Annotated in this window: 27 protein-coding genes; 14 read left to right on the top strand and 13 right to left on the bottom strand. The window is 72.5% G+C overall.

Features of this window, described 5'->3' with window-relative positions; translation table 11 throughout:
• Both ABT057_RS30240 and ABT057_RS30235 read right to left on the bottom strand, forming a co-directional pair.
• Nucleotides 1-570: maltotransferase domain-containing protein (locus ABT057_RS30240; protein ID WP_352346792.1), on the bottom strand; the 570-nt coding region annotated here is incomplete at its 3' end.
• Between the two features lie 83 nt (nt 571-653).
• The gene (locus ABT057_RS30235) at nt 654-929 is read right to left on the bottom strand and encodes a DUF5133 domain-containing protein (RefSeq protein ID WP_352346791.1); all 276 of its coding nucleotides are present in this window, start codon (nt 927-929) and stop codon (nt 654-656) included.
• Between the two features lie 227 nt (nt 930-1,156).
• Between ABT057_RS30235 and ABT057_RS30230 the strand changes: the two genes are divergently transcribed.
• Nucleotides 1,157-1,669: a pep a2 gene (locus tag ABT057_RS30230; protein ID WP_352346790.1), complete on the top strand. Its 513-nt coding sequence runs from the start codon at nt 1,157-1,159 to the stop codon at nt 1,667-1,669.
• A complete protein-coding gene (glgX, locus tag ABT057_RS30225) occupies nt 1,666-3,813 on the top strand; it encodes a glycogen debranching protein GlgX (protein ID WP_352346789.1) in 2,148 nt (715 codons plus the stop codon). The genes ABT057_RS30230 and glgX overlap by 4 nt, the downstream gene beginning before the upstream one ends.
• A gap of 6 nt (nt 3,814-3,819) precedes the next feature.
• Here the strand turns inward: glgX and ABT057_RS30220 are convergent, their stop codons facing one another.
• Both ABT057_RS30220 and ABT057_RS30215 read right to left on the bottom strand, forming a co-directional pair.
• Nucleotides 3,820-4,608, bottom strand: a complete 789-nt coding sequence (locus ABT057_RS30220; protein WP_352346788.1) for a VOC family protein — start codon at nt 4,606-4,608, stop codon at nt 3,820-3,822.
• A 166-nt stretch (nt 4,609-4,774) separates the two neighbouring features.
• Complete coding sequence (locus tag ABT057_RS30215) at nt 4,775-5,563, bottom strand: SigB/SigF/SigG family RNA polymerase sigma factor (protein WP_352346787.1); 789 nt, start codon at nt 5,561-5,563, stop codon at nt 4,775-4,777.
• Nucleotides 5,564-5,844: 281 nt separating this feature from the next.
• Between ABT057_RS30215 and ABT057_RS30210 the strand changes: the two genes are divergently transcribed.
• From ABT057_RS30210 to ABT057_RS30195, 4 genes are all read left to right on the top strand, one after another.
• The gene (locus ABT057_RS30210; protein ID WP_352346786.1) at nt 5,845-6,309 is read left to right on the top strand and encodes a MarR family winged helix-turn-helix transcriptional regulator; all 465 of its coding nucleotides are present in this window, start codon (nt 5,845-5,847) and stop codon (nt 6,307-6,309) included.
• Nucleotides 6,306-7,133, top strand: coding sequence for an ABC transporter ATP-binding protein (locus tag ABT057_RS30205; RefSeq protein WP_352346785.1), 828 nt, complete (start codon nt 6,306-6,308; stop codon nt 7,131-7,133). The genes ABT057_RS30210 and ABT057_RS30205 overlap by 4 nt, the downstream gene beginning before the upstream one ends.
• On the top strand, nt 7,093-7,953 hold the full coding sequence (locus ABT057_RS30200) for an ABC transporter permease (RefSeq protein WP_352346784.1): 861 nt from the start codon (nt 7,093-7,095) through the stop codon (nt 7,951-7,953). The genes ABT057_RS30205 and ABT057_RS30200 overlap by 41 nt, the downstream gene beginning before the upstream one ends.
• Nucleotides 7,954-8,143: 190 nt before the next feature.
• The gene (locus tag ABT057_RS30195) at nt 8,144-8,662 is read left to right on the top strand and encodes a hypothetical protein (protein WP_352346783.1); all 519 of its coding nucleotides are present in this window, start codon (nt 8,144-8,146) and stop codon (nt 8,660-8,662) included.
• Between the two features lie 12 nt (nt 8,663-8,674).
• Here the strand turns inward: ABT057_RS30195 and hemC are convergent, their stop codons facing one another.
• The 9 genes from hemC to ABT057_RS30150 all read right to left on the bottom strand — a co-directional run bounded on the left by hemC (nt 8,675) and on the right by ABT057_RS30150 (nt 19,405).
• Nucleotides 8,675-9,610 carry a hydroxymethylbilane synthase gene (gene hemC, locus ABT057_RS30190; RefSeq protein ID WP_352346782.1) on the bottom strand — a complete coding sequence of 312 codons (936 nt, stop codon included), beginning with the start codon at nt 9,608-9,610 and terminating at the stop codon, nt 8,675-8,677.
• A 126-nt stretch (nt 9,611-9,736) separates the two neighbouring features.
• The gene (locus ABT057_RS30185) at nt 9,737-10,504 is read right to left on the bottom strand and encodes an NPP1 family protein (RefSeq protein ID WP_502973987.1); all 768 of its coding nucleotides are present in this window, start codon (nt 10,502-10,504) and stop codon (nt 9,737-9,739) included.
• A 167-nt stretch (nt 10,505-10,671) separates the two neighbouring features.
• Nucleotides 10,672-11,655: an ATP-dependent DNA ligase gene (locus ABT057_RS30180; protein ID WP_352346780.1), complete on the bottom strand. Its 984-nt coding sequence runs from the start codon at nt 11,653-11,655 to the stop codon at nt 10,672-10,674.
• A gap of 76 nt (nt 11,656-11,731) precedes the next feature.
• Nucleotides 11,732-12,421: a response regulator gene (locus tag ABT057_RS30175; protein ID WP_352346779.1), complete on the bottom strand. Its 690-nt coding sequence runs from the start codon at nt 12,419-12,421 to the stop codon at nt 11,732-11,734.
• Entirely contained in the window at nt 12,418-13,623 is a 1,206-nt protein-coding gene (locus ABT057_RS30170) for a sensor histidine kinase (protein WP_352346778.1), read from the bottom strand. Before ABT057_RS30170 ends, ABT057_RS30175 begins: the two co-directional genes overlap by 4 nt.
• A 91-nt stretch (nt 13,624-13,714) precedes the next feature.
• Nucleotides 13,715-15,904, bottom strand: a complete 2,190-nt coding sequence (locus ABT057_RS30165) for an MMPL family transporter (protein WP_352346777.1) — start codon at nt 15,902-15,904, stop codon at nt 13,715-13,717.
• A gap of 144 nt (nt 15,905-16,048) precedes the next feature.
• Nucleotides 16,049-17,200: a sensor histidine kinase gene (locus tag ABT057_RS30160; RefSeq protein WP_352346776.1), complete on the bottom strand. Its 1,152-nt coding sequence runs from the start codon at nt 17,198-17,200 to the stop codon at nt 16,049-16,051.
• A 162-nt stretch (nt 17,201-17,362) separates the two neighbouring features.
• Entirely contained in the window at nt 17,363-18,406 is a 1,044-nt protein-coding gene (locus tag ABT057_RS30155) for a zinc-dependent alcohol dehydrogenase (protein WP_352346775.1), read from the bottom strand.
• Nucleotides 18,407-18,460: 54 nt separating this feature from the next.
• Entirely contained in the window at nt 18,461-19,405 is a 945-nt protein-coding gene (locus ABT057_RS30150; RefSeq protein WP_352346774.1) for an SGNH/GDSL hydrolase family protein, read from the bottom strand.
• 461 nt (nt 19,406-19,866) lie between these two features.
• Between ABT057_RS30150 and ABT057_RS30145 the strand changes: the two genes are divergently transcribed.
• From ABT057_RS30145 to ABT057_RS30110, 8 genes are all read left to right on the top strand, one after another.
• Nucleotides 19,867-20,436 carry a MarR family winged helix-turn-helix transcriptional regulator gene (locus ABT057_RS30145; protein WP_352346773.1) on the top strand — a complete coding sequence of 190 codons (570 nt, stop codon included), beginning with the start codon at nt 19,867-19,869 and terminating at the stop codon, nt 20,434-20,436.
• A gap of 88 nt (nt 20,437-20,524) precedes the next feature.
• Nucleotides 20,525-21,250 (top strand): response regulator transcription factor, encoded by a 726-nt coding sequence (locus ABT057_RS30140; RefSeq protein ID WP_352346772.1) that lies wholly within the window; start codon nt 20,525-20,527, stop codon nt 21,248-21,250.
• 161 nt (nt 21,251-21,411) lie between these two features.
• Nucleotides 21,412-22,644, top strand: a complete 1,233-nt coding sequence (locus ABT057_RS30135) for a cytochrome P450 (RefSeq protein ID WP_352346771.1) — start codon at nt 21,412-21,414, stop codon at nt 22,642-22,644.
• 20 nt (nt 22,645-22,664) lie between these two features.
• Nucleotides 22,665-22,868: a ferredoxin gene (locus ABT057_RS30130; RefSeq protein ID WP_352346770.1), complete on the top strand. Its 204-nt coding sequence runs from the start codon at nt 22,665-22,667 to the stop codon at nt 22,866-22,868.
• Entirely contained in the window at nt 22,865-24,037 is a 1,173-nt protein-coding gene (locus ABT057_RS30125; protein ID WP_352346769.1) for an NAD(P)/FAD-dependent oxidoreductase, read from the top strand. The genes ABT057_RS30130 and ABT057_RS30125 overlap by 4 nt, the downstream gene beginning before the upstream one ends.
• 220 nt (nt 24,038-24,257) lie before the next feature.
• Entirely contained in the window at nt 24,258-24,770 is a 513-nt protein-coding gene (locus ABT057_RS30120; protein WP_352346768.1) for a MarR family winged helix-turn-helix transcriptional regulator, read from the top strand.
• 110 nt (nt 24,771-24,880) lie between these two features.
• Nucleotides 24,881-25,261, top strand: a complete 381-nt coding sequence (locus ABT057_RS30115) for a DoxX family protein (protein WP_352346767.1) — start codon at nt 24,881-24,883, stop codon at nt 25,259-25,261.
• A complete protein-coding gene (locus tag ABT057_RS30110) occupies nt 25,258-25,725 on the top strand; it encodes a peroxiredoxin (protein ID WP_352346766.1) in 468 nt (155 codons plus the stop codon). The genes ABT057_RS30115 and ABT057_RS30110 overlap by 4 nt, the downstream gene beginning before the upstream one ends.
• Nucleotides 25,726-25,744: the final 19 nt, after the last annotated feature.

The following is a 25,744-nucleotide window of genomic DNA, read 5'->3' as shown; positions in this document are numbered from 1 at the left end:
CGGCAACGGGTCCGAGGACGTGACCAGTTCCCGCAGCGGATGGGCGGCCAGGACGGCGTCCACCTCCGGGGTCAGCGCCGCGGCGAGACGCGCCGGGACCGGGAGGGAGTCGTCCCCGAGAGCCTTCGCCGCCTTCGACACCAGGGTGCGGGCCCGGCCCTTGGGAACCCCGGCGGCCGCCCGCCGGTGGAGTTCGGCCCCCTCCTCGAGGACCAGCCCCACGTCGATGCCCGCCGGGATCTTGATCCGCGCGTGCCGGCGCCATGTCGTGACCGGGTCGCTCCACGCCTCCACGGAGTACGTCCAACGGCCCGGCACGTCCGGGGTGACGTCCGCGCCCCAGCGGTCGGTGCCGGGGGCGAGTTCACGCATCGGGGTCCACGGGCCGCGACGGCCGCGGGGACCGCGCAGGACGACGTTGGCGGCGACGGCGTCGTGCCCCTCCCCGAAGACGGTCGCGGTCACCTGGAAGGTCTCCCCCGCGACAGCCTTGGCCGGGCGTCTGCCGCCCTCCACCGCCGGCCGCACCTCGCGGACCGGGACACGGCCGATGACAGGGGTCGAACTCATGTGTCTCACCTTCGATTTGGTCAGTGTGTAGTCCGCCGGGCCCACCGCCCGGCTCCCGTTGCGGGCCTCCGTCCGGGCCCGCCCTAACGCGCGGCGGGAGAAGGCCGGATCGCCGGCCGGGCTCCGTGTCGCGCGTCCTGCTCCTGCAGGTAGGCGGCGAGAGTTGTGCGCAGATAGCGCTCCGCCGCGTCCGCGGCCTCGCGCGCGCAGCGCTTCCCCATCAGTACGCACAGGGTGTAACCCGAGTCCTCGAAGGTGGCCCGCGCCGCGCGGTCGGCGGGGGACGCGAGCATCACGCGTTCCCACGCCCGGTACCGCCGCAACTGCCTGGCGACCTCGGTCTTGGCCGGTAGCAGCATGACGCCGTTCACCTTTCGGGCTCGATGAATGTTTCACTCATGGTGCACGCGCCGCCACCCAGCGTCTTGTTGGATCTTCAATCACCTCGGGAGTGCGCTCGTGTTGCACGAATGGACTAATGCCCGCACTGTGGAGGTGACTCAGAAGCGATCAGCGCTCACCCTCCGTATTTTCGGGCCGTAGGGCCCCGCGGAGCGGGAGCCTCGCCGGTGAGGAGCGAACGACGATGAAGACCGCAGTCCCCTGCTACTACCACCTCGACGTGGACGTCAGCCCGGAACGCGTCGGCCAGGTACGGCGCATCCTGGCCGCTCACCTGAGGCACTGGGATCTCGACGCCCTCGTCCACCCCGTCTGCGGCGGTGCCGCCATGCTGCTGGAGGCCATCGACGCCCACGCCACGGACAAGTCCATCTCGATCGAGATGTGGTGGAACGGCCAGCATCTGATCACCGCCATCGGCGGCAACGACCGCGAACTGCGCCCGGACCAGGACCTACGGGCCTGCCTGGAGCGGATCGCCGCGACCAGCGACGGCTGGGGCTGCTGTGCCACCGCCACCGGCAGCAAGGTCATCTGGTTCTCCCAGCGCGCCCGGGCCGGCGAACGGCTCCCCTTGGTGCCGACCCGGCCGGCGCCCAGTCTGCGCGAAGGGCGCCCGCTGCCCCGCGCCGTGCCGGTGGCGGTGCTCGCCGCCCCCGCGGCCGGGGACGGCAGGGTCCTGGAGGCCGCCCGGTGACCTCACGGCCGTACCGGAGCGCAGGGGTGCCCGCCTGGAGCGGGCACCCCTACCCGTTGGGTGCCGACTTCGACGGGAAGGGCACCAACTTCGCGCTCTTCAGCGAGGTCGCCGAGCGGGTCGAACTCGTCCTGGTCGACGACGACGACAGTGCGCGGACCATCCCGCTGACCGAGGTCGACGGCTTCGTCTGGCACGGCTACCTGCCCGGCGTCGGCCCGGGGCAACGCTACGGCTACCGGGTCCACGGGCCCTGGGACCCGGCCGCCGGGCACCGGTGCAATCCGGCGAAGCTGCTGCTCGACCCGTACGCGCGGGCCGTCTGCGGCGAGACCGACAACCACGCCTCCCTCTTCGAGCGGGCCGGCGACCGCCCCGACCCCGCCGACAGCGCCGGGCACACCCTGCTGGGCGTGGTCACCGACCCCGCGTTCGACTGGGGCGAGGACGCCCCGCCCCGGCGCGGCTACGCGGACACGGTCATCTACGAGGCCCACGTCCGCGGACTGACCCGCACCCACCCGGGCGTCCCGCCCGTCCTGCGCGGCACCTACGCCGGCCTCGCCCACCCGGCGGCCGTCGAGCACCTGGTGAAACTGGGTGTGACGGCGATCGAGCTGATGCCCGTCCACCAGTTCGTGCAGGACGGCGTGCTCCGGGACCGGGGCCTGTCCAACTACTGGGGCTACAACACGATCGGCTTCTTCGCGCCGCACCACGCCTACGCCGCCCGCGGCACCCGGGGACAACAGGTCACCGAGTTCAAGGAGATGGTGAAGGCGCTGCACGCCGCCGGGCTCGAGGTCATCCTCGACGTCGTCTACAACCACACCGGCGAGGGCAGCCAGAAGGGCCCCACCCTGTCCTTCCGCGGCATCGACAACGCCTCCTACTACCGGCTCGTGGACGGCGACTGGTCCCACTACTACGACACCACCGGCACCGGCAACAGCCTGCTCATGCGCCACCCCTACGTTCTCCAGCTGATCATGGACTCGCTGCGGTACTGGGTCACCGAGATGCATGTGGACGGCTTCCGCTTCGACCTCGCGGCCACGCTGGCCCGGCAGTTCCACGAGGTGGACCGGCTGTCGGCGTTCTTCGACCTGATCCAGCAGGACCCGGTGATCAGCCGCGTCAAACTGATCGCCGAGCCCTGGGACGTCGGCGAGGGTGGCTACCAGGTGGGCAACTTCCCGCCCCTGTGGTCGGAGTGGAACGGCAAGTACCGCGACGCCGTACGGGACTTCTGGCGGGCCGAGCCGCACTCCCTCGGCGAGTTCGCCTCCCGGCTGGCCGGCTCCTCCGACCTGTACGCGCACAGCAGGCGCCGGCCGCGCGCCAGCGTCAACTTCGTGACCGCGCACGACGGGTTCACCCTGCGCGACCTCGTCTCCTACAACGACAAGCACAACCAGGCCAACGGCGAGGACGACCGCGACGGCGAGAGCCACAACCGGTCCTGGAACTGCGGGGCCGAGGGCCCCACCGACGACCCGGGCATCCTGGCACTGCGCGCGCGCCAGCAGCGCAACCTGCTCGCCACCCTGCTGCTCTCCCAGGGCATCCCCATGCTCTGCCACGGCGACGAACTCGGCCGCACCCAGCGCGGCAACAACAACGCCTACTGCCAGGACAACGAGGTCTCCTGGATCGACTGGCGGCTGACCGACGAGCAGCACCGCCTCATGGACTTCTGCCGCCGGCTGCTCGCGCTGCGCGCCGCCCACCCGGTGCTGCGCCGGCGCCGCTTCTTCCTCGGCGAGACCGTGACCCACGCCGGGCAGCCGCTGCCCGACCTGGTCTGGCTGCTGCCGGACGCCCGGGAGATGCGCGACCGGGACTGGCTGCGCTCCGACGCGCACAGCGTCGGTGTGTTCCTCAACGGCGACGCCATCGCCGAACCCGACCCCCGGGGCCGGCCCGTCGTCGACGACTCGTTCCTGCTGCTGTTCAACAGCTACTGGGAACCCGTCGTCTTCGTGCTGCCCGGCGCTGCGTACGGGGAACGCTGGGCGGTGTGCGCCGACACGGCCGAGCCCGACGGCGGCCGCGACGAGACGGAGTACAAGGCGGGCGCGGAGGTGAGGGTGGAGTCCCGCAGCCTGATGGTCCTGTCCCGGCCCCCGCGCCGCAGCGAGTAGCGAGGTTCAGCGCGCGCGGTGCGAGGTCACGGTGAACTGCGCGCCGTCGGGATCCCGCAGCACCGCCTCCTCGGCCGTCTCGCGCAGCACGCTGCCGCCGTGCTTCTCGGCGGCCCGCGCGCAACCCGCGACGTCCGCGACCGCGAAGTGCACCTGCCAGTGCGGGCGGATCGTCGGATCGGGAGCCGCCTCCAGCGCGCCCGACTCGATCCGGGCCACGACGTCGCCTCCGCTGCGCAGCACGACCTCGCCCCCCTCGTAGTGGACCTCGCAGCAGCCGGGCCGGTTCGACGCCCAGTCGAGGATCTCGCCGTAGAAGATCGCCGAGTCGAAGGCGTCGCGGGTGTGGAGCCGGATGAAGGACGGCGCGGCCTGCTGCCAGGCCTCCCAGTTGCCGATCAGTTTCCCCTCCCAGACGCCGAAGGTGGCACCTTCCCGGTCGGCCAGCAGCGCCGCGCGGCCCGGCGGCAGCGAGATCGGCCCGACGGCCACGGTGCCGCCGCGTTCCCGGGTGCGGGAGGCGGCGTCGTCCGCGCTGCGCACCGCGAAGTACGGCGTCCAGGCCACCGCCATCTGCCACATCGAGGCGACGGCGGCGATCCCGGCCACCGGGACGTCGTCCACCAGAGCGGTGCGGAAGTGCGCGCCGAGCGTGTCGCGCCGCCACCGCCAGCCCAGGACGGCCCCGTAGAACTCCTGAGTGGCGTCCAGGTCGCGGCTGGTCAGGCTCACCCAGCAGGGTGCGCCGAACACGGAGTCCGTGGAGCGGATCTCTGCTGACGGCTTGTGGTTCATGGCACTCGCGTTCCTGGTCGGTCGGCAGGCGGCGTCTTCCACCAGTGTCCGGCCAGGGCCCGCCCGGGCGCCTGCCGAGTGACCCGACGGCACGCCGGAGGAGTGGCACGGGTACCACGCGGACCGTGCGACGAAACGGCCCCGTCGGAGTGAGGCCCCCGCCCGGTCATGTCTCCGCGACGACCTCCTCGCGCAGGCGGGCGAAGCAGCCGCTGAGCAGCCGCGAGACATGCATCTGCGAGATGCCCAGCTCCTCGGCGATGCGGCTCTGCGTCATGCCCTGGTAGAACCGCAGGTAGAGGATGGTCCGCTCGCGCTCCGGCAGGGCTCGCAGACAGGGGGCGACGGCGACGCGGTCGACCACCGTGTCGTAGCCGGGGTCGGCGTCGCCGAGGGCGTCCGACAGCGCGTAGCCGTCGGTGCCGGGCATCTCCGCCTCCAGGGACAGCGCGGTGAAGCACTCCAGCGCCTCCGTGCCGGTGCGCACCTCGTCCTCGCTCAGCTGCGCGTACGCGGCGATCTCGGCGACGGTCGGTGCCCGGCCCGGGGTGGTCTGGGCGAGTTCCTTCGCGGCGTGCCGCACCCGGTTGCGCAGATCCTGGACCCGGCGCGGGACGTGCAGCGTCCACATGTGGTCCCGGAAGTGGCGCTTGATCTCTCCCGTGATGGTCGGCACGGCGTACGCCTCGAAGGCACGGCCGCGGTCCGGGTCGTAGTGGTCGACGGCCTTGACGAGGCCCAGGGCCGCGACCTGGTACAGATCCTCCAGCGCCTCGCCGCGGCCGCGGAAGCGGACCGCGATCCGCTCGGCCATGGGCAGCCAGAGCCGGACCAGCTCGTCCCGCAGCGCCCGGCGCTCGGGCCCTTCGGGGAGTTTCGCGAGCCGGATGAACGACTCGGCGGTGTCCGGGGCGTCGTCATGGGGGTGTTGCCTGCTTCTGGCGGTGCTACGCATCTCGCGCGCCTCCCAGAGGAGGGGGTGCCGATCGATGGGCGGACACCGTGGGACAGCGTTCGCGCGGATGGTTCGGCGATCGGCCGGGTGGCCCGCACGGGCGGGGCCCCACGGTCGTGCCTCCGTTCCGAAGCACTTCTGTGCCCATGCCCACCAAGGTGTGTTCTGAAACGATTGTACGTATTTGTGCGATTCGTTTCCCGGCTGCCTTTCCGGGCTCTCCCGCGTTCTTGGCTTTCCCTTGGGGTGATTACCTCTGTTTCAGAGGTAATCTCGAAGCCGTGGACGAGAACGACGAGGAGACCTTCCCCGAAGAGCTCGCCGACGCGCTCGTCGGCATCCAGCGGCTGCTGCGGCGCCGGCTGCGGGCCGGGCTGACCGTGCCCCGGCTGCGCGGCGCCGAGGTCGAACTGCTGCGGCTCGTCGAGACCCGCCCCGGCATCGGCGTCTCCGACGCCGCCAAGGAGCTGCACCTCGCGGGCAACTCCGTCTCGACCCTGGTCAACCACCTGGTCAGAGACGGGTACCTGGTCCGTGAGACCGACCCCGCTGACCGGCGGGCCGCCCGGCTGCTGCTCACCGAAGCCGCCGAGATCCGGCTGCGGGATTGGAAGCGACGGCGCGCGCAACTCGTCCGCCGGCACGTCACCGGGCTCGACGCCGCCGACCGGGACGCCCTGCGCGCCGCCCTACCGGCGCTGCGCACACTCGCCGTCAGCCTGCACGAGGAGGCCGAGGAGTCATGACCGCCGCCGTCGACTGCACCTCGCTTCGCTACGTCTTCGGGAACACGAAGGCCGTGGACGAACTCGACCTGACCGTCCGGGAGGGGGAGGTCTTCGGTCTGCTCGGCCCCAACGGGGCGGGCAAGACCACCGCCATCCGCTGCATCACCACCCTGCTGCCCGTCCCGGCCGGCATGGTCGCCGTCTTCGGCCACGACGCCGCCCGGGACCGCATGGCCGTACGGCGCCTGCTCGGCTACGTCCCGCAGCAGCTGTCCGCCGACCAGAACCTCACCGGCCGGGAGAACATCGCCCTGTTCGCCCGCGTCTTCGACGTGCCCCGGCGGGAACTGGCCGAGCGCGTCGCCCAGGCGCTGGCCGCCGTCGACCTCACCGATGCCGCCGACCGGCTCGCCGGCACCTACTCCGGCGGCATGGTCCGCCGCCTCGAACTCGCCCAGGCCCTGGTCAGCGCGCCCCGGCTGCTGATCCTCGACGAGCCGACCATCGGCCTCGACCCGATCGCCCGCACCGGCGTGTGGGAGCACATCACCGCCGTACGCGAGGCCACCGGCATGACCGTCCTGGTGACCACGCACTACATGGACGAGGTGGACCAGTACTGCGACCGGGTCGGCCTGATGCACCGGGGCCGTGTCCGCGCCCTCGGCACCCCCACCGAACTCCGGCAGGGACTCGGCGCCCGCCGGGGCGCGGCGGCCACGGACCCGCTGCCCACCCTGGAGGACGTCTTCCGGGACGTGGCAGGCAGCGGCCTCGACGACAGTTCAGGAGACTTCCGCGATGTCCGAAGCACCCGCCGCACCGCTCAGCGCGTCGGCTGACCGCGCCCGCGAGCAGGGCATCGACCTGCTGCTGCGGCCGCCCGTGCCGCGCGCCGGCTGGCGGCTGCTCCCGGCCAGGATCGCCGCCCTGTGCACGGTCGAACTGCAGAAGCTCAGCCATGACCGCACCGAGCTGTACACCCGGGCCGTCCAGCCCGCCCTCTGGCTGCTGATCTTCGGCCAGACCTTCAGCCGCATCCGGGCGATACCGACCGGCGGCATCCCCTACACCGACTACCTGGCACCCGGCATCATCGCCCAGTCCGCGATGTTCATCGCCATCTTCTACGGCATCCAGATCATCTGGGAGCGCGACGCCGGCGTCCTCAACAAGCTCCTCGTCACGCCCACCCCGCGTTCGGCGCTGATCACCGGCAAGGCCTTCGCGGCCGGGGTGAAGTCGCTGATCCAGGCTGTCGTCGTGGTCGTCATCGCCGCCCTGCTCGGGGTCGCCCTGACGTGGAACCCGCTGAAGCTCCTCGGGGTCGCCGGGATCGTCGTCCTCGGCTCGGCGTTCTTCTCCTGCCTGTCGATGACCATCGCCGGCATCGTCCTCAGCCGTGACCGCCTGATGGGCATCGGCCAGGCCATCACCATGCCGCTGTTCTTCGGCTCCAACGCCCTCTATCCGGTCGCCATCATGCCGGGCTGGCTCCGGGCGATCAGCAGGATCAACCCCCTCAGCTACGAGGTGGACGCCCTGCGCGGGCTGCTCCTCGGCACCCACGCGCACCTCGCCCTGGACTTCGGGGTGCTGGTTCTGGCCGCCGCGCTCGGCATCACCGCCGCCTCCTCGCTGCTCGGCCGTCTGGCCCGCTGATCTTGCCCGGCGACGTGATGTGCGGCACGCCCGCCGAGTGGCGTGCGGCGGCCCCGGGCGGATTCGTCCTGCGCACGGCTTGATCAACGATCAAAAGGGGTGAACCCCCTGGCCACAGCGCATTCTGCTCATTTGACAGTGCACTGAACGCACGGATAGGAAGCAGCCGGTAGACATCGAGAGGTGGACTGTGTACGAGCCGAACGTGGTCGGGGACTGGCAGGAGTACGACGAGCATGCCGGTCTGCGTGTCCGCGTCCACCGCCTGGAGCAGCACGAGCCGCCGCGGGGGCGCGACGACGCGGCCGAGGGGCTGACCTACTTCTGTCTGCGGGTGACCGTCGAGAACCGGGGCGCCGGGCACTCCACCATCCACCTCGAGGACGGTCAGATCGACGTACGGATCGGGCCCGACGGGGAGAGCGCCTTCATCGACTGGCGCAACTCGCAGTTCATCGAGGGCTTCGACGTCTATCCGCTGCGCCGCGCCACCGCAGTCCTCTACGCCGCGGGCCCCGAGGCCTCGCTCGGTCAGGTGGACGTGCAGGTGCAGCTGCGGGTCGACGACGAGTGGGCCGACCGCCGGCTGTGGACCGGCGGTATCGGACTCGACGAGGGGGCCGTGCCGACGGGCACCACCCGGGACAGCCTGGCCGGTCAGGTCAGCAACTTCCTGCGGGACCAGGCGGCCGAGGAGGGCACCGCCTGAATCCCCTGGCGCTCAGTGCGGGATGCCGTCGATGATCTCGCGGGCGCCCTGACGCAGCAGCGACACCGCCACCGAGGTGCCGAGCGTCGCCGGGTCGAGCCGGCCGGCCCACTCGTGGGCGTTCAGCCGGGTCTTGCCGTCCGGGGTGAACACACAGGCCCGCAGGGACAGTTCGCCGCTGCGGTCCACTCGCGCGAACCCGGCGATCGGACTGTTGCAGTGTCCCTGGAGGACGTGCAGGAACATCCGCTCCGCCGTGGCCTCCCGATGGGTGGCCGGATCGCCGAGCCCGCTGACCGTGTCGATCAGGGTGCGGTCGTCCTCCCGGCACTGGAGCGCGAGGATGCCCGCGCCGATCGGCGGCATCATCGTCTCCGGCGAGAGCACCTCGCTGATCACGTCGGTCCGGCCGATGCGCTCCAGACCGGCCATCGCGAGCAGCAGCGCGTCCGCCTCGCCCGCGGCCAGCTTCTCCAGCCGGCGGTTGGCGTTGCCGCGGAACGGCACGCACTCCAGGTGCGGGTGGGTGGCGGCCAGTTGGGCGATCCGGCGCACCGAGGAGGTGCCGATCCGGGTCCCGGCCGGCAGTTCGTCGAGGGCGAGACCGCCGGGGTGGACCAGCGCGTCCCGGACGTCGTCCCGCTTCAGGAAGGCCGCGAACACCGTGCCGGCCGGCAGCGGGCGGTCGGCCGGGACGTCCTTGACGCAGTGCACCGCGAGATCGGCCGCACCGGCCAGCAGCGCCGCGTCGACCTCCTTGGTGAACGCGCCCTTGCCCTCGACCTTGGACAGGTCGCCCATCCACTTGTCGCCGGTGGTCTTCACGGGCACCACCTCGGTGCGCACACCGGGACGGAGCGCGGACAACTCCGCGCGGACGCGCTCCACCTGGGCCAGTGCCATGGGCGAGTCACGGGAGACGATGCGGATCAGTTCCGGAACGGACATGCGGGACACGATAGACCCTCACGGCCCGCCCGCCGCACCGCTTCCCGCTTTCGGCCGGCCTTCACGGTGTGAACCGCCGGCCGCCGGGGTAGAGGCCTGCGGCTCCCGTGACTCCTTTCCCCGCGGCTACGCGTTGGGGTCGAAGGCGATCCCGGACGGCTCCGCCGACGTCAGGTGGGCGGCGAAGTTGGCGTCCTTGAGGCCGAAGTTGGCGCTGCCGAAGTCGTACGCGCTCAGCTTGTCGCGCAGCCCGGACGGGTAGCCGTTCCAGCCGACCAGCGGCGGGTACTGCCAGGTGTGCTTGTCGTTCTCCGGCGGCTCGTCGTTCGAGTTGCCGAGGCGGAAGCAGTGGGTGCTGATGCCGTCCTTGTGGTAGACGATCTTCGCGTGGGTGCTGCCCTCGAACCGCACCCCGGACGCCGCTGTCACCGTGAACGAACCGTGGTTGGACGTCGAGACGTACTGGATCGTGCCGTTCTGCACCCAGATCACGACGTGCTCCCAGTCGTGCCGGTGCCCGCCGATGCTGCTGTTCGCCAGGGCCTGGTCCTTCTCGAAGTACAGGCCGTACATGTACGCGCACCAGCCGTTGTTGCACTTGTAGCGCGAGTAGCTGTTGGTGTTGTCCAGGTCGGACGCGTCGTGGCAGTCGCCGCTCAGCGAACCGGTCGGCTTCAGGCCGCCGTTGACGGTGCCGTCGGGGCCGATGGCCGGCGTGGGGTAGCAGCCGTCGGTGTCGTAGTCGAAGGCGGGCTGGTACGTCAGCTCCGCCGCCTCGGCGTTCTGGGGCAGCGCCTGGGGAGGGGCGGCGAAGGCGGTCGAGGGGACGGCGAGGACGAGTGCGGCGGCACCGGCGAGACCGGTGAGCCATCTCCTGCGGCGGGCCTTGAGCATGGGTGACGACACTGCGTCCTCCTCGGGATCCGGGCGCAGCCGAACGGCTGTGGGGGAAGGGGGAGTTGAAGGGGAGTTCAGCTTCCACGGTTTTCACTTCCGCGCCAAGGGGTCGCAGGCGTATCAGTGGTGAAGCGCAGCCCAATAGTTGGTCGTTCGGTGCCGTGTCATACGGAAGTGTCCGGAAGGTCGGCAGCCGACTCCTCCGGGGTGAGCTCCGGTCGCAGCCGCGACCACGACGGCTGGCGCAGCAGTCCCGCCCGGGTACGGGTGCTGTAGCGGACCTCGCCGACCAGCCGCGGCAGGACCCACCGTGCGCCCGACACCGGCGGCACGGCGTCGAAGGGGCAGGTGTCGGTCGCCACGGCCCGCAGCAGCGCGGCGAGTTCGATGCGCTCCGCCTCGCTCCAGCCGGTGCCGACACCACCCACGTACCGCAGTGCGCCGGCCCCGGTCCGCTGCCCGACCAGGACCGCCCCGGGCAGCCCCGTCAGCCGCCCCCGGCCCGGTGACCAGCCGCCGACCAGCACATCGGCGCTGCGCATGTTCCGGATCTTGATCCAGGCGCGGGAGCGGACCCCCGGCTCGTACACCGAGTCCAGCCGCTTGCGGACCAGGCCCTCCAGACCGTGCGCCCGGGTCGCCGCCAGCGCCTGCGCCCCGTGGCCGACGAGCGCCCCGGGCGTCGACCAGAACGGCCCCTCGAGGCCGAGCGCCTCCAGCAGCGCCCTGCGCTCCGTGTACGGCAGCCGCAGCAGGGAGCGCCCTTCGAGATGCATCACGTCGAACAGCACCAGGTGCACCGGTACCGTCGCCGCCAGCCGAGCCGCCTTGCCCGGCGCCCAGGCGAGCCCCATCCGCGACTGCAGCAACTGGAAGTCGGCCCGGCCCCGTTCGTCCAGCGCCAGCACCTCCCCGTCCAGGACGGCTGCCGCCTTGCCGAGCGCCACGCCCAGCGGCCGCAGCTCGGGGTAGGCGCCGGTGATGTCCTCCCCCGAGCGGGCCCGCAGCCGGAGGGTTCCGTCCCCGGCGAGGTACACCACGGCCCGCTGGCCGTCCTGCTTGGTCTCGTAGGCCCAGTGGGAGTCCTGGGCGGGTGGGGGCAGGGTGCCGGGGGTGGCGAGCATGGGCGGGACGAGCGGGAGCGCCATGGGTGAGGTCTGGCCCGCCGCGTCCCCGCGCACGCCCCCGTCCCGGCCGTTTCGCCTGAACGGCGGTGACAGGGGCTCAGCAGGTGCCGGACGGCGGCGGCGGGGCCTGGGTCAGGCCCGTCTGGTAGGCGATGACGACCAGTTGGGCGCGGTCGCGGGCACCGAGTTTCGTCATCGCCCGGTGCACATGGGTGCGGACGGTGAGGGGGCTGACGTAGAGCTTCCCGGCGATCTCCTCGTTGGAGTGGCCCTCGGCCACCCAGGCCATCACCTCGCGCTCGCGGGCGGTGAGCACGGCGAGGTCGGCGGGGGCGGCGAGGCGGGCGCCCTGCGCGGGCGAGGCCAGGAAGCGCGTGATGAGGGAGCGGGTGGCGAGCGGGGAGAGGAGGGACTCGCCGGCGGCGACCGTGCGGATGCCGTCGAGCAGCGCCTCGGCGGTGACGTCCTTGCCGAGGAACCCGCTCGCGCCGGCCCGCAGCGCCCCCGCGACGTACTCGTCGATCTCGAAGGTCGTCAGGATCAGGACCCGGGTCTCCGACAGCGCCGGGTCCGCGCACAGGGCCGTGGTGGCGGCGAGGCCGTCGGTGCCGGGCATGCGGATGTCCATCAGGACCAGGTCGGGACGGTGGCTGCGGGCGAGGTCGACCGCCTCCGCGCCGTCGGTGGCCTCGGCGACCACCTCCATGTCGTCGCAGGAGTCGATCAGGATCCGGAAGGTGGCCCGCAGCAGGGCCTGGTCGTCGGCGAGGAGCACGCGGATGGTCATGGGGTCCGTTCTCGGGGTGCCGGGGTGTCGGAGTAGAGGGGGAGCCGGGTGGTGACCTGGAAGCCGCCCTCGGGACGGTGTCCCGCCTGGAGGGCGCCGCCCACTGATCGTGCCCGCTCGCGCATGCCGATCAGACCGAAGCCCCGGCCCTCGGCGGTCGCGGAGGGCACGGCGGTGCCGTCGTCGGTGACGGTGATCGTCAGCCGGTCGCGGCCGAACCTGAGCCGCACCTGCGCCGTCCGCGCGCCCGCGTGCCGGGTGACGTTGGTCAGCGCCTCCTGCACGATGCGGTACGCCGTCAGATCCACCCCGGGCGACAGCGGCCGCGCCGTGCCCTCCAGGGCGACGCGCACGTCCAGTCCCGCCGAGGCGCAGGCCTCCGTCAGCTCGGGCAGCTGCCCGAGGCCGGGGCTGGGGGCGAGCGGCGCGTCGGCGTCGTCCGTGTGGCGCAGCAGCCCCACGGTGGCCTTCAGCTCGCGCAGCGCCGACGACGTCGTACCCGCGAGGTCGTCCAGGAGCCGCTGCACCTGGTCGGGATGGGTGCGCGCGAGGTGCGCCGCCGTGCCCGCCTGGGCGTTGGCCAGGGCCAGGTGGTGGGCGACCACGTCGTGCAGCTCGCGCGCGATACGCACCCGCTCCTCCACGACCCGGTGCCGTGCCTCCTCCTCCCGGCCGCGCTCCGCGTACTCGGCACGGGCCTGGACGGCGTCCACGTAGCGCCTCTGGAGCCGGACGAGACTGCCGGTGACGACCGGGAACAGCAGCCAGACCACGGGGCTGATCGTCTTCATCACCCAGGGGTGGGCGACGGGGTCCAGGAACAGCGCCGTCGGGACGATCAGGGCGAGAGCGGCGAGGAAGAAGCGGCGGGTGGTACGGCGGCCGGTGCTCACCGCAAGCCGGTACAGGGCGAGCAGCAACGGGCCCAGCAGCAACGGGGTGATCAGATGCCCCAGCGCGCCGGCGGCGGCCACGCAGCAGGTGGTCACCGCCACCGCCAGCCGCGGCCGGGTGCGCTGCCACAGCAGCAGCGTCCCGCAGGCCACGGCGCCGAGGGCGATCGTCCGGCCCGGGTCCGGCTGGGCGCGGTGCGGCATGCTGATCTCGCTGCCGAAGAGGAAGGCGGCGAACAGCAGTGCGGCCGCCATCGTGTCGACGGTTCGGGCGTGGACGTCCGCGATCCGCTGCCAGGGAATGATCATCGGCTTCTCCCGTCGGGCTGGTCCCAGGGTGGGCGGGGCCGCCCGGTACGGATCCGGGCGGCCCTTCCCCCGGAAATCGCCGGGGGAGCGGTCAGACAGGGGCCGCCTCCCGCTGCTGCGGCGCCGCCTCCCGGTTGAGGGACTCGCCCTCCACGTCGACGACGGGCAGCGCCCGGTCGAGCCACTTCGGCAGCCACCAGGCCGACCTGCCGAGCAGGGCGAGCACCGCGGGCACGAACGTCATGCGCACCACGAACGCGTCGAGCAGCACGGCCGCCGCGAGACCGAACCCGATCATCTTGATCAGGGCCTCGTCCGCGCCGACGAACCCGGAGAACACCGCGATCATGATCAGCGCGGCGGCCGCCACGACCCGGGCGCTGTGCCGGAACCCGGTCACCACCGCCTGCGCGGGGCCGTCCCCGTGGACGTACGCCTCCCGCGTCCGGGCGACCAGGAACACCTCGTAGTCCATGGCCAGTCCGAAGACGATGCCCACCAGGAAGATCGGCATCATGTTCATGATCGGGCCGGTCTCCTCGACGCCCAGCAGCGAGGCGCCGTGGCCCTGCTGGAACACCGCGACCACCGCGCCGAGGGCGGCGAGCACCGAGAGCAGGAAGCCGAGGGCGGCCTTGAGGGGCACCAGGACCGACCGGAAGACGATCAGCAGCAGGACGAACGCCAGGCCCACCACGACCATCAGGTACGGGACCAGCGCCGACTGGACCTTCTCGGAGACGTCGATGTTCACCGCGGTGGTGCCGGTGACCGAGAAGGTCGCCCCCGTACTGGAGTCGATGCCCGGGCGGTCGTCGCGGATGGCGTTGACCAGGTCCTGGGTCCGTTCGTCGCTGGGCCCGGTGGCCGGGGTCGCGGAGAACACCGCCGTGTCGCCCGCCGGGTTGAACCGGGCCGTGGAGACGGAGACCACGCCCTTCTCCCCGGCGATCTTCCCGGAGATCGTCGCGACCGCCGCCTTCGGGTCGCTCGCGCCCCTGGCGTCCACGACGATCGTCAACGGCCCGTTGAACCCGGGCCCGAATCCCTCCGCGAGCGCGTCGTAGGCGCGGCGCTCGGTGGTGGACGTCGACTTCTGGTCGTCGCCCGGCATACCGAGCTGGAGATCCCGGACCGGGAGCGCGAGGGCACCCAGGCCGATCACGCTCAGCAGCAGCACGGCCACCGGCCGGCGCAGCACGAAGCGGGCCCAGCGGCTGCCGCCGTTGTTCTCGCCGCCCTCCTCGAAGACGCCCCGGCGACGCGTGGCCCGCGACAGAACGGCGTTCGGCCAGCAGCCGAGCAGGGCGGGCACCAGCGTCAGCGAGATCAGCACGGCGACGGCCACCGCGCCCGCCGCCGCGAGTCCCATCTTCGTCAGCGTCGGTATGCCCACCACCGACAGCCCCGCCAGGGCGATCACCACGGTCAGACCGGCGAACACGACCGCCGAACCCGCGGTGCCCGTCGCGAACCCCACCGCCTCTCCCGGCCCGAGGCCCTTGGCGCGCTCCTCGCGGTAGCGGGAGACGACGAACATCGCGTAGTCGATGCCGACCGCGAGCCCCAGCATGGACGCCAGCGTGCCGGTGGACTCCGACAGCCCGAAGGTGCTCGCGAGGGCCAGCACCCCGGCCATGCCGATGCCGACGCCGATCACCGCGGTCAGCAGCGGCAGTCCGGCCGCGGCCAGCGAACCGAACGTGACCAGCAGCACCACCGCGGCGATGCCGACGCCGATCACCTCCCCGGCCGCCCCGGCCGCGGGCTGCTCGGCCAGCGCCGTACCGCCGACCTCCACCGTCAGACCCGACGCGCGCGCCTTGTCGATCGCCGTGCGCAGATGGCCCTTGGCGGTGTCGGTGAGGTCGTCGGCCTTCTCCTTGAAGGACACCGTCGAGTAGGCGGTGGAGCCGTCCGCGCTCACCGCCTTCACCTGGAACGGGTCCGCGGCACCCGACACCTGCGAGCCGTCCGCCGCCTCGGCCACGAACGTCTCGATCGCCGCCCGGTGTCCGGCGGCGGTGACCTTCTGCCCGTCGGGTGCCACGAACACGACCCGGGCGGACGCCCCCTCCGCGTTCGTCCCCGGGAAGCGCTGCTCCATCAGGTCGAACGCCTTCTGTGACTCGATCCCGGGCATGGAGCTGCCCGGGTCCTCGACGGCGGGCGCGGCCGCCGCCGCGGCGCCGGCACCGGCCAGCACCGCCACCCACAGCAGGATCGCGAGCCATCGTCGACGGAAGGCCAGCCGGCCCAGTCGAGAGAGAAATACGGCCATGGAACGGAGGTCTCCCCATCTGGTGTCGAGTACCGCCCCAGGGTCGCGGCGCGGCCGCCCCCGCGTCGTCGTTCGGCTGCCGACAATCCGCCGTAGTCGATCCGCAGTACGCCGCCCCGCCGCCGTCGTTCGCGAGAGGTACGGTCACCAGACGCACGGCAGCTCCACCTCGACCACCGTCGGCCCGCCCACGGGGCTCGTCACCCGCATGCTCCCGTCCAGCGCGGCCACCCGGCGCCGCATGCCCGTCAGCCCCGATCCGGCGCTCTCGTCTGCGCCCCCGCACCCTTCGTCCCGCACCCGCACGCTCAGTCCGGTCCGGGAGCGGGCAAGCAGCACTTCGGCCCGGTCGGACCCGCCGTACTTGGCCGCGTTGGTGAGGGCCTCGGCGACCACGAAGTAGGCGGCCGCCTCCACCGCCGCCGGCGCCCGCGGCCCGTCCTCCACCCCGTCCGCCCGGACGGCCACCCGCAGCCCGCTGCCGGCCCCCAGCGCCCGTACGGCCCCCACCAGGCCCCGGTCGGTGAGGATCGGCGGATGGATGCCGCGCACCAGGTGACGCAGTTCGGTCAGCGCCTCCTCGGCCTGGTCCTGCGCGTCGGAGAGCAGCTTGCGCGCGGCGTCCGGGTCGGCGGCGTACGCCCGCCCGGCCAGTCCGATCCGCATGGAGAGCGCCACCAGGCGGGCCTGGGCGCCGTCGTGCAGGTCGCGTTCGATACGGCGCAGTTCGGCGCCGTGCGCGGCCACCGCGTCCGCCCGGGTCGCGGTGAGCCGTTCGACCCGCTGCGCGAGCAGCGCCTCGGGGGAGGGCCGCAGCAGCGCGGCCGACCAGCCCGCCTCGACGTCGGCGAGCCGCACGATCAGCGGCAGGACGAGTGCCCGGCGGCCCAGCAGCCCGCACCACACCCCGTCCACGACGAGCCCCACCGGCCACAGCGGCAGCATCAGCACGGTCAGCCAGGCGTAGGCGTAGTGGGCGACCATCCAGCGCAGGTCGGTGAGCGTCCCGGGGTCCTTGACGGCCGTTCGCAGCCGCGCCCGCACCGGGCCGCTGAGCGGCAGGTACGCCTCGCGGATCTCCCCGCCCGTCCAGGACACCGTCAACCGCCGTTTGGCGCCGGCTATCCGGCGGATCAGCAGCACGGTCTCGGGCAGCAGCCAGATCCCGACCACCGCGACCGCGCCCGTGGCGGTGATCAGCAGGACGGTGATGAAGATGTACGTCCCGAAGGCCATGGCGGCGGCCAGCACGAGATGGACCGTGGCCCGAGCCGTCTGTCGCAGGGTCGCGCGCATGGAGTGCCGTTCCTGTCATGAGGAGGGGCGGAGGCGTGAAGACGTGAAGAGGGGAGCGGAGGCATGAAGCGGGGTGCGGACGCATGCAGCGGGGCCGGCGGTGTGAAAGGGGGGCGGCGCGGAACCGGCCGCCGGGGAGGCCCCGGCGGCCGGTCGCCGTGCTCAGTCGTCCAGGGTGACGACGACCTTCTCCGCCGCGCCCGGCGTCAGCGCCAGCTCGAACGCGCGGTCGGCCTCCGAGAACGGCACGCGGTGGCTGATCAGCTTGGCGAACCGCTCCTGGTGCTCGACCAGTTCGGGCGTGACCTCGAAGATCTCGGTCGGGTAGCCCTGGGAGGCGATCAGGGTGAGTTCGCTGCGGAGCATGCCGCCGAGATCGATCTCGGAACCCTTCTTCTGCACCGCCACCATCACCATCCTGGCGCCCCACTTGGCGGAGTTCACCACGGTGTTGAAGACGGCCGCCACCCCGGCCGCGTCGATGAAGACGTCCGTGCCCGGCCGGGGCTGGCCGAGGGCGTTGGCGCTCTGACCGTGCAGTTCGGTCAGCCGCGCGGCCACGTCCTCCTCGGCCGAGTTGATCACTGCGTCCGCACCCACGGCCAGCGCCTTCTCCAGCCGGGAGGGGATGACGTCGGCGACGACCACGTGCTCCACACCGCGCAGCTTCAGCCAGATGGCCGCGCCCAGACCGATCGGCCCGGCACCAAAGACGACCACCTTGTCCCCGGGCTTCGCCTCGGACCGGTTGACGGCGTGCCGGGACACCGCCATCGGTTCGTTGAGCGAGGCCACGTCGAAGGGGACGGTGTCGGGGAAGACGGCGACGCTCCGGCCGACCTCCGCGTTCTCGATCAGCAGGAACTCGCTCATCCCGCCGTACTTCCCGCCGCAGCCGATGATGCCGGTGGGCGCGTCCTGCGGGTTGACGACCACCCGGTCGCCGATGTTCAGACCCTCCACCTCGGACCCGAGCTCGACGATCTCACCGGCCGGCTCGTGGCCGAGCGCCACCGGGACCAGCTCGCCGCCCAGGTGGGCTCGGGCGGGCATGCCGCCCATGTGCAGGAACGTGACGTCGGTGCCGCAGATGCCGCAGGCGCGGATCCGGACGAGGGCGTCCTTGGGGCCGGGCACCGGCCGCTCGACGTCGACGGTCTCGATCTTGTCGACGCCGCCGGTCTGGACGGACTTCATCGTGCTCACGGGGAGACCTCTCTCGGGTTCGGGGTATCGGTTGTTCGGTTGTCGGCGGGACGGTCAGACGCCGAGAGTCTTCAGGACGGCGTCCGCCATGCCCTGCTCGCCGCGCTCGTTGGGGTGCACCGCGGCGGCCGGGGCGAGCGGCACGAGCGGCTCGATCCAGCGCACCTTCCGGTCGGCGCAGGCGTCCCGCCCGACCGAGGGGGAGTAGGTGTCGACGTAGCCGACGCCGGACTTCGCGGCGCGCTCGCGCAGCATCGTGTTCAGCTGCTGTTCCTTCTCGTGCAGATACGTGATGTCGCCCGCGGCGAGGCCCATCCCGCCGCCGCAGCCGGTGGTGTGCGGCGGCAGGATCGCCGGGTAGCCGACGACGTAGACGCGGGCCTTCGGAGCCCGCCGTCCGACCTCGGCCAGGGCCCGTGCCAGCCGCTCGTCCGCCGCACGGATCCGCTGTCGTATCTCGTCGGTGCCGCCGGAGACGTACCGGGCCCGGCAGGGTGCCTCCCCCGCGTCCCCGGTGGCGTCGGCGGTGCCGGCCTCGAGGCTCTTCAGCGCGAAGGTGAGCACACCGGACTTCACACAGGTCTTCACCAGCGAGGCGAAGCCGATGTCGTTGCCGCCCATGCCGAGGGTGACCAGACGGGTCCGGTCGTTCAGAGCCGTCAACTGCGCGGGGTTGGTGCCGTGGTCCGTGGACTGCGGCGACGCGAGGTCGTCGAGGGTCGCGCCGCTGCAGCTGACGTCGTGGAAGTCACCGGCGGGCAGATCCAGCCGCCGGGCCACCAGGTTCGGGTAGTTGTGGTCGGAGCGGTCGCAGCCCGCGGGGGTGCCGCTCCCGTCCGGTATGCCGGGTCCGGCGGTGTAGGAGTCGCCCAGCGCGACGTAGGGGCCGCGCGGCGGGGCCGGGTCGGTCACGTCGTCGTGCCGGCTGATCACCATCGCGGTGGTGAGCACGCCGCAGGCGAGCGCCCCGGCCAGCGCGGCTCGTACGGGGGTCTTCATGGAAGGGGTCCTGTCTGTCGTCCCGGGTGCTCCACGCCAGGGGAGGGGCTCGGTCGAGGGAGGGCGGCCGGGGCGGCCGAGCAGGCGCGCAGGGGGGTGATGTGTCCAGGGGCCCGGCGCCGGCCGGGGGAGAGGGCCGGCGGCCGGGCCCGTGGACCGCGCCGATCACCGTCCCCACGGATTCGGCGCGAGGGAGCCGCCTCCGCTCAAGGCGACTCCGGTCGGTGCGGTCGCCCTGCGCGTGTCGCGGGAGGGCGGCCGGGTGTTCAGCTGTGGTGCTGCTCGGGGTCTGACACGGGAGGAACTCCAGTGGTCGAGGGGTGGCGGTCGGGGCTGTCCGTGGGGCCGGAGAGCGACCCGCCACCGGATTGCTTGAGTTAGGCAAACACATCTGGATTACTTGAGTCAAGCAAACGCAGAGAATTACTTGAGTTAGGCAAGCAGAAAGGTAGGGTGAGACCATGTCCCCCTCACCGCCCGCAGTGCCCCCCGCCTCGCCCGCCGCGGTCGAGATCGAACAGGCACTCACCCGCGTCGCCTACCTGAGCGTCCGTGCCCGCCAGCACGACCGACTGGTCGCCATGGCGGGCGTACCGCTCGACCGGGCCTCCGTCTCGATGCTGCGCCGGATCGCCGAGCACGACCCCCTGCGGCCGGGGGAGCTCGCCCAGGTGCTCGCCGTGCAGGCCTCCCACGTCACCCGCCAGGTGCAGCGGCTCCAGCAGGCCGGCTACGTCACCCGGGTCCCGGACCCGGACGACCCCCGCGCCCGGCGCATCCGCCTCACCCCGCGCGGCGAGGACGCCGTGGCCCGGCTGGGGGACGCGGGCGCGCGCGGCATGCAGATGGTCCTCGCCGACTGGTCGCCGGCCGAAGTGCGCCTGCTGGCCCGGCTGGTCGGCCGTCTGGCGGCGGTCCTCGCGTCGGAACCGGCGGACGGGGCGGTCGAGGCCGCCCGTTCCGCCGGCCGCATCACCCCTCTGAAGGAAGGGCACGGCTCCCATGCGGGCACCACGAAACCCGCGGCGTGACTCGCGGCAGGGCGGCGACACCACGCGCCCCGAGCGCGACGCCGCCGGACCGTTAACCCGCCCGAGCGCCCCACGGACGGTCTACGGCATGCATGACGGCACCCCCACCGAGAAACCGTCGCTCGCCCGTGGCGCCGGCCAGCGCGTCCTGGTCGTCGCCGGGGAACCCGACGTGGCCGAACTGCTCGCCACCACACTGGAGCTGGCCGGCTACCGGGTCGCCCTCGCGGGCACCGCCGGCGAGGCGCTGGCCCGGCTCGGCGCCCACGGCTTCGACCTGCTGGTCGTCGACACGAGCCTGCCCGACCTGGTCGGCATCGCCCGCGAGGGGCGTCCGGTGATCGCCCACCGGCCCCCGGTCCTCTACCTCACCCCGTACGACTCCCTCGGCAGCCTGCTGCCGGAACTCGGCCTGGGGAAGAAGGACTACGTCACCAAACCGTTCCGGGTGGCCGAGGTGCTGGCCCGGATGCAGGTGCTCCTGCGCGGCAGCACCCCCGGCCGCCCCGACCACTCCCCGCGCTACGGCGACCTGCTCCTCGACGACACGCTCTGCCGGGCCCGGCGCGGCGCCCGCGGCCTCGATCTCACCCCCGCCGAGTACCGCCTGCTGCGCCACCTCCTGGTCAACGCGCACCGCGTGCTGTCCAAGGAGCAGATCAGCCGGTACGTCTGGGGCGACTTCCGCGGGGACAACGCGATCGAGCAACTCGTCTCCCGCCTGCGGCGCAAGGTGGACCGTGACGCCCCGCGGCTGATCCACACGCGCCGGGGATTCGGGTACTGGCTGGGAACGACGGACGGCGAGGGCTGACGTTGACGGGGCACCGGGAGCCTGCGCGATCCCCGGCTCCTCATGTGATCCAGACCACGTCAGCTTTCTGTCAGGAAACTGACCGGAACGTGTCAGCCCTCTCTGTTTGCATGCGCCCGTCGAGGCCTCGACCCCCTTTCCCCCCACGACCCAGGAGAGCCATGGCCGACATGCTGACCGGACCGGTGCCGCAGGCCCCGGACGCGGTCCCCGAGTTCCCGATGCCGAGGGCGGCGCGCTGTCCGTTCGATCCGCCGCCCGCCCTGAAGGAGCTTCAGGAGCGGGCGCCGCTGTCGAAGGTCCGCCTCTGGGACGGCAGTGAACCCTGGCTCGTGACCCGCCACGCCGATCAGCGGGCCCTCCTCGGCGACCCCCGGATCAGTGCGGACACCGACACCCCCGGCTATCCGCCCAAGGCCGAGGGGGAGGGCACCGACACCAAGTTCGGCTTCATCATGCTGGACGACCCGGAGCACGCCCGGCTGCGCCGGATGGTGACGGCGCCCTTCGCCATCAAGAAGGTGGAGGCCCTGCGCCCCACCGTGCAGAAGATCGTGGACGGCCTCGTCGACGATCTGCTGGCCGGCCCCAAGCCGGTGGATCTGGTGGAGGCGTTCGCGCTCCCCATCCCCTCCCTGGTGATCTGCGAACTGCTCGGCGTGCCCTACGACGACCACGCGTTCTTCCAGGACAACACCAGGACGATGGTCCACCGGGACGCCACCCCCGAGCAGCGCGCGGCGGCGTCCCGGGAGATCGCCGTCTACCTCGGCGGGCTCATCGGCAAGCGGCTCGCCGATCCGCAGGACGACCTGCTGTCGAGCATCGCCGGACGGGTCCGCGCCGGTGAGATCGACCACCAGCAGGCGACCGAGATGGCGCTGCTGCTGCTCTTCGCCGGTCACGAGACCACCGCGAACATGATCGCGCTGGGCACGCTCGCCCTGCTGCGGAACCCCGACCAGCTGGCTCTCCTGCGGGACACCGACGACCCCGGGCTCGTCGTGTCCGCCGTCGAGGAGCTGCTGCGCTACCTGAACATCACCCACCTCGGACGGCGCCGCGCGGTCACCGAGGACATCGAGATCGCTGGACAGGTGCTCAAGGCGGGCGACGGCGTGATCATGGCCAACGAGATCGCCAACCGCGACCCCGAGGTCTTCCCCGATCCCGACCGGCTCGACCTCACCCGTGACGCCCGTCGCCATGTCGCGTTCAGCTTCGGCGTCCACCAGTGCCTCGGCCAGCCGCTGGCCCGCATGGAACTGCAAGTGGTCTACGGAACTCTCTACAGGCGGATTCCGGACCTGAGGCTGGCCGGCGCGTTCGAGGACGTCCGTTTCAAGCACGACGCCTTCATCTACGGCGTCCACTCCCTGCCCGTGACCTGGTGAATGTGAAGAAGGAGAATTCCATGACCTCTCCCAAGGTGGAGCTGGAAGCCGACAAGTGCGTCGCCTCGGGACAGTGCGTGGTCGCCGCCATGCAGGTCTTCGACCAGGACGACGACGGCATCGCGGTCCTGCTCGAGGAGCACCCCGCGCCCGAACACCTCGACGACGTACGCGAGGCCGTCGCAGTCTGTCCGGCCGCCGCGATCCGACTGGTCGAGCAGTGAACCGGATCGTGGTCGTCGGGGCCTCGGCCGCCGGACTCGCGGCGGCCGAGACCCTCCGCCGCGAGGGCTACGACGGCACTCTCACCCTCGTGGGCGACGAACCGCACCTGCCCTACGACCGACCGCCGCTGTCCAAGCAGTTCCTCGCCGCCGAGTGGGACGAGGACCGGCTGTGGCTGCGCCGCACCGAGGACCTCACCGCCCTCGGTCTGGACCTGCGGCTCGGCGCCGCCGCGTCCGGCCTGGACGTGGCGGGGCGCCGGGTGCGGCTGGCCGACGGCTCCGAGGTGCCGTACGACGGGCTGGTGCTGGCCACCGGGGTGCGCCCGCGCCGGCTGCCGGGCGAGGGGGCGCACGTGCTGCGCACCCTGGAGGACGCCCTCACCCTGCGCGAACGGCTGGAGCCGGGCCGGCATCTGGTCGTCGTCGGCGCGGGCTTCCTGGGCGCGGAGGCGGCGGCCGTGGCCTGGCGGCTGGGCGCCAGGGTCACCCTTCTGGAGCCGGCGGCCGTACCGCTGGCCCACGCCGTCGGCGAGGACGTCGGACGGGTGCTGTCCGAGGCCCACCGGGACCGGGGGGTGAACCTGCGCTGCGGGGTCTCCGTCACCGAGGTGACCGAGGACGGCGTACGGCTCGCGGACGGTGAGGTCGTCGAGGCGGACGAGGTGCTCGTCGCGGTCGGTTCGGTGCCCAACACCGACTGGCTGGCCGGCAGCGGACTGATGACCGGCGACGGCGTGGTCTGCGACGAGTACCTGGAGGCCGCGCGGGGCGTGTACGCCGCCGGGGACGTGGCCCGCTGGTACAACCCGCTGTTCGGCACGGCGATGCGGATCGAGCACCGTACCAACGCGGCCGAGCAGGGTATGGCCGCCGCGCGCAACCTGCTTGCGGCCCCCGAGGCGCGCAAGCCGTTCGCGCCGGTGCCGTATTTCTGGTCGGACCAGTACGACATGAAGATCCAGGCGTACGGGTTCCTGCGCGGCCATGACGAGGTGGCCGTCGTCGAGGGTGCGCTCGCCGAACGCCGGTTCGTGGCCGCGTACCGCGCCGGAGACCGGGTGAGCGGTGCCCTCGCGGTCGGGATGCCGCCGAAGGCGATCCGGCTGTGGCGGCAGGCGATCGCGGCCGGCGCGGCCTGGGGCGAGAGCGTCGGCGTCCCGGCATAGGGCGGGGCGAAGGGGGGTGAAGGGGGGGAGGGGTCCCGGCGGGCGGTGCGAGCCTGCCGGGGCCCCTCTCGCCGTGTCGGGCACATGAGCGGGTATGGGCGGCGGCGTAGCAGCCCCGTACCGCAGGAGCGGCTGCCGGGCATCGTCTCCGGGCAGGAGTTGCGGTAAACACACGCAGTAAATTACTTGAGTTACGCAACAAGATGGTAAAGTGGGTCGCATGTCCACCGAACCGCTCCCTCTGCCCGCCACCGCCTCCCCGGAAGTGATCGAGATCGAGCGCGCGCTCACCCGCATCACCTATCTGAGCACCCGCGCCCGTCAGCACGACCGGCTGATGGCGATGGCCGGCGTACCCCTCGACCGCGCCGCCGTGGCGCTGCTGCGCCAGGTCGCCGACTCCGAACCGCTCCGGCCGGGGGAGTTGGCCCAGCGGCTGGGCGTGGAGGCCTCCCATGTGACCCGGACCGTGCAGCAGCTGCAGAAGTCCGGCTACGTCACCCGGGTTCCCGACCCCGAGGACGGCCGCGCCCAGCGCATCCAGCTCACCGACGCCGGCCGCGCGGCCATCGACCGGGTCAGGGACGCGGGCGCCCGCGGTATGCAGCTCGCCCTGTCCGGCTGGGCCCCCGAGGAGCTGGGCCAGCTCGCCACGCTGTTCCACCGCATGGTCGACGACTTCCTCTCCCACGCCGTCGACGAGGAGACCGAGCAGCCGAGCGTCACCGCCTGAGTCACCCCCGCGGGCGGGGGAGTCGGGCGGGTGCCGGGACGCCGACCCCGCCTCCGGACGTCCGGCTACCGTCCAGTAATCTCGGGTGCCAGGACATCAGAGGAGGAACCTTGTCCCGGTCCGAGCGCTCACCCCTGCTGCTGGCCGGCCTGCTGGCCGCCGCGGGAGTGACCCACTTCGCCGTCCCGCGCCCCTACGACGCGACCATCCCGCGCGCCCTGCCCGGCTCCCCCAGGGCCTGGACGTACGGCAGCGGCGTCGCCGAGCTGGTGCTCGCGGCCGGCGTCGCGCATCCCCGGACCCGGAAGGCGGCGGCGCTGGCCACCGCCGTGTTCTTCGCCGGCGTCTTCCCCGCCAACGTCAAGATGGCGCTGGACCGGCGTGACCGTCCCACCCCCCTCAAGGCCGCCGCGTTCGGCCGGCTGCCCCTGCAGGTACCCCTCGTGCTGTGGGCCCGCAGTGTCGCGAACGGCACGGAAGGACGGTCATGACGAAGACGCTGGAGACCGGCGACAAGGTCGAGGACTTCTCGCTCCCGGACGAGACCGGCACGCAGCGCAGCCTGACGGAACTGCTCGCCGACGGCCCCGTCGTCCTCTTCTTCTACCCCGCAGCGCTCAGCCCCGGCTGCACCGCCGAGGCCTGCCACTTCCGCGACCTCGCCGCCGAGTTCGCCGCGGCCGGGGCCCGGCCCGTCGGCATCAGCGGGGACTCCGTCGACCGCCAGCAGGAGTTCGCCGGACGCCACACCCTCGGCATGACCCTGCTCTCCGACACCGACGGCACCGTGCGGGAACGATTCGGCGTCAAGCGGGGCGTCTCCCTGATGCCCACCAAACGCGCCACCTTCGTCATCGCCCAGGACCGCACGGTCCTGGAGGTCGTCCGCAGCGAGCTGCGCATGAACACTCACGCCGACCGCGCCCTGGAGGCACTGCGCGCCCACCGCGCCTGAGCACCGCGGCGCCCCTCGC

The sequence above is a fragment of the Streptomyces sp. NPDC002588 genome (genome assembly GCF_040295925.1).
Taxonomy (GTDB): Bacteria; Actinomycetota; Actinomycetes; order Streptomycetales; family Streptomycetaceae; genus Streptomyces.
The sequence above is the reverse complement of the archived record's forward strand: the minus strand, read 5'-3'. Positions and strand labels throughout refer to the sequence as shown.

Coding starts and splice junctions, on each gene's coding strand:
- ABT057_RS30110 (WP_352346766.1), top strand. CDS start 25,258: ATGACGAAGACGCTGGAGACCGGCGACAAGGTCGAGGACTTCTCGCTC.
- ABT057_RS30170 (WP_352346778.1), bottom strand. CDS start 13,623: ATGATCATTCCCTGGCAGCGGATCGCGGACGTCCACGCCCGAACCGTC.
- ABT057_RS30200 (WP_352346784.1), top strand. CDS start 7,093: ATGTCCGAAGCACCCGCCGCACCGCTCAGCGCGTCGGCTGACCGCGCC.
- ABT057_RS30205 (WP_352346785.1), top strand. CDS start 6,306: ATGACCGCCGCCGTCGACTGCACCTCGCTTCGCTACGTCTTCGGGAAC.
- ABT057_RS30175 (WP_352346779.1), bottom strand. CDS start 12,421: ATGACCATCCGCGTGCTCCTCGCCGACGACCAGGCCCTGCTGCGGGCC.
- ABT057_RS30230 (WP_352346790.1), top strand. CDS start 1,157: ATGAAGACCGCAGTCCCCTGCTACTACCACCTCGACGTGGACGTCAGC.
- ABT057_RS30165 (WP_352346777.1), bottom strand. CDS start 15,904: ATGGCCGTATTTCTCTCTCGACTGGGCCGGCTGGCCTTCCGTCGACGA.
- ABT057_RS30140 (WP_352346772.1), top strand. CDS start 20,525: ATGCATGACGGCACCCCCACCGAGAAACCGTCGCTCGCCCGTGGCGCC.
- ABT057_RS30120 (WP_352346768.1), top strand. CDS start 24,258: ATGTCCACCGAACCGCTCCCTCTGCCCGCCACCGCCTCCCCGGAAGTG.
- ABT057_RS30145 (WP_352346773.1), top strand. CDS start 19,867: ATGTCCCCCTCACCGCCCGCAGTGCCCCCCGCCTCGCCCGCCGCGGTC.
- ABT057_RS30185 (WP_502973987.1), bottom strand. CDS start 10,504: ATGCTCAAGGCCCGCCGCAGGAGATGGCTCACCGGTCTCGCCGGTGCC.
- hemC (WP_352346782.1), bottom strand. CDS start 9,610: ATGTCCGTTCCGGAACTGATCCGCATCGTCTCCCGTGACTCGCCCATG.
- ABT057_RS30135 (WP_352346771.1), top strand. CDS start 21,412: ATGGCCGACATGCTGACCGGACCGGTGCCGCAGGCCCCGGACGCGGTC.
- ABT057_RS30150 (WP_352346774.1), bottom strand. CDS start 19,405: ATGAAGACCCCCGTACGAGCCGCGCTGGCCGGGGCGCTCGCCTGCGGC.
- ABT057_RS30160 (WP_352346776.1), bottom strand. CDS start 17,200: ATGCGCGCGACCCTGCGACAGACGGCTCGGGCCACGGTCCATCTCGTG.
- ABT057_RS30215 (WP_352346787.1), bottom strand. CDS start 5,563: ATGCGTAGCACCGCCAGAAGCAGGCAACACCCCCATGACGACGCCCCG.
- ABT057_RS30180 (WP_352346780.1), bottom strand. CDS start 11,655: ATGGCGCTCCCGCTCGTCCCGCCCATGCTCGCCACCCCCGGCACCCTG.
- ABT057_RS30130 (WP_352346770.1), top strand. CDS start 22,665: ATGACCTCTCCCAAGGTGGAGCTGGAAGCCGACAAGTGCGTCGCCTCG.
- ABT057_RS30235 (WP_352346791.1), bottom strand. CDS start 929: ATGCTGCTACCGGCCAAGACCGAGGTCGCCAGGCAGTTGCGGCGGTAC.
- ABT057_RS30220 (WP_352346788.1), bottom strand. CDS start 4,608: ATGAACCACAAGCCGTCAGCAGAGATCCGCTCCACGGACTCCGTGTTC.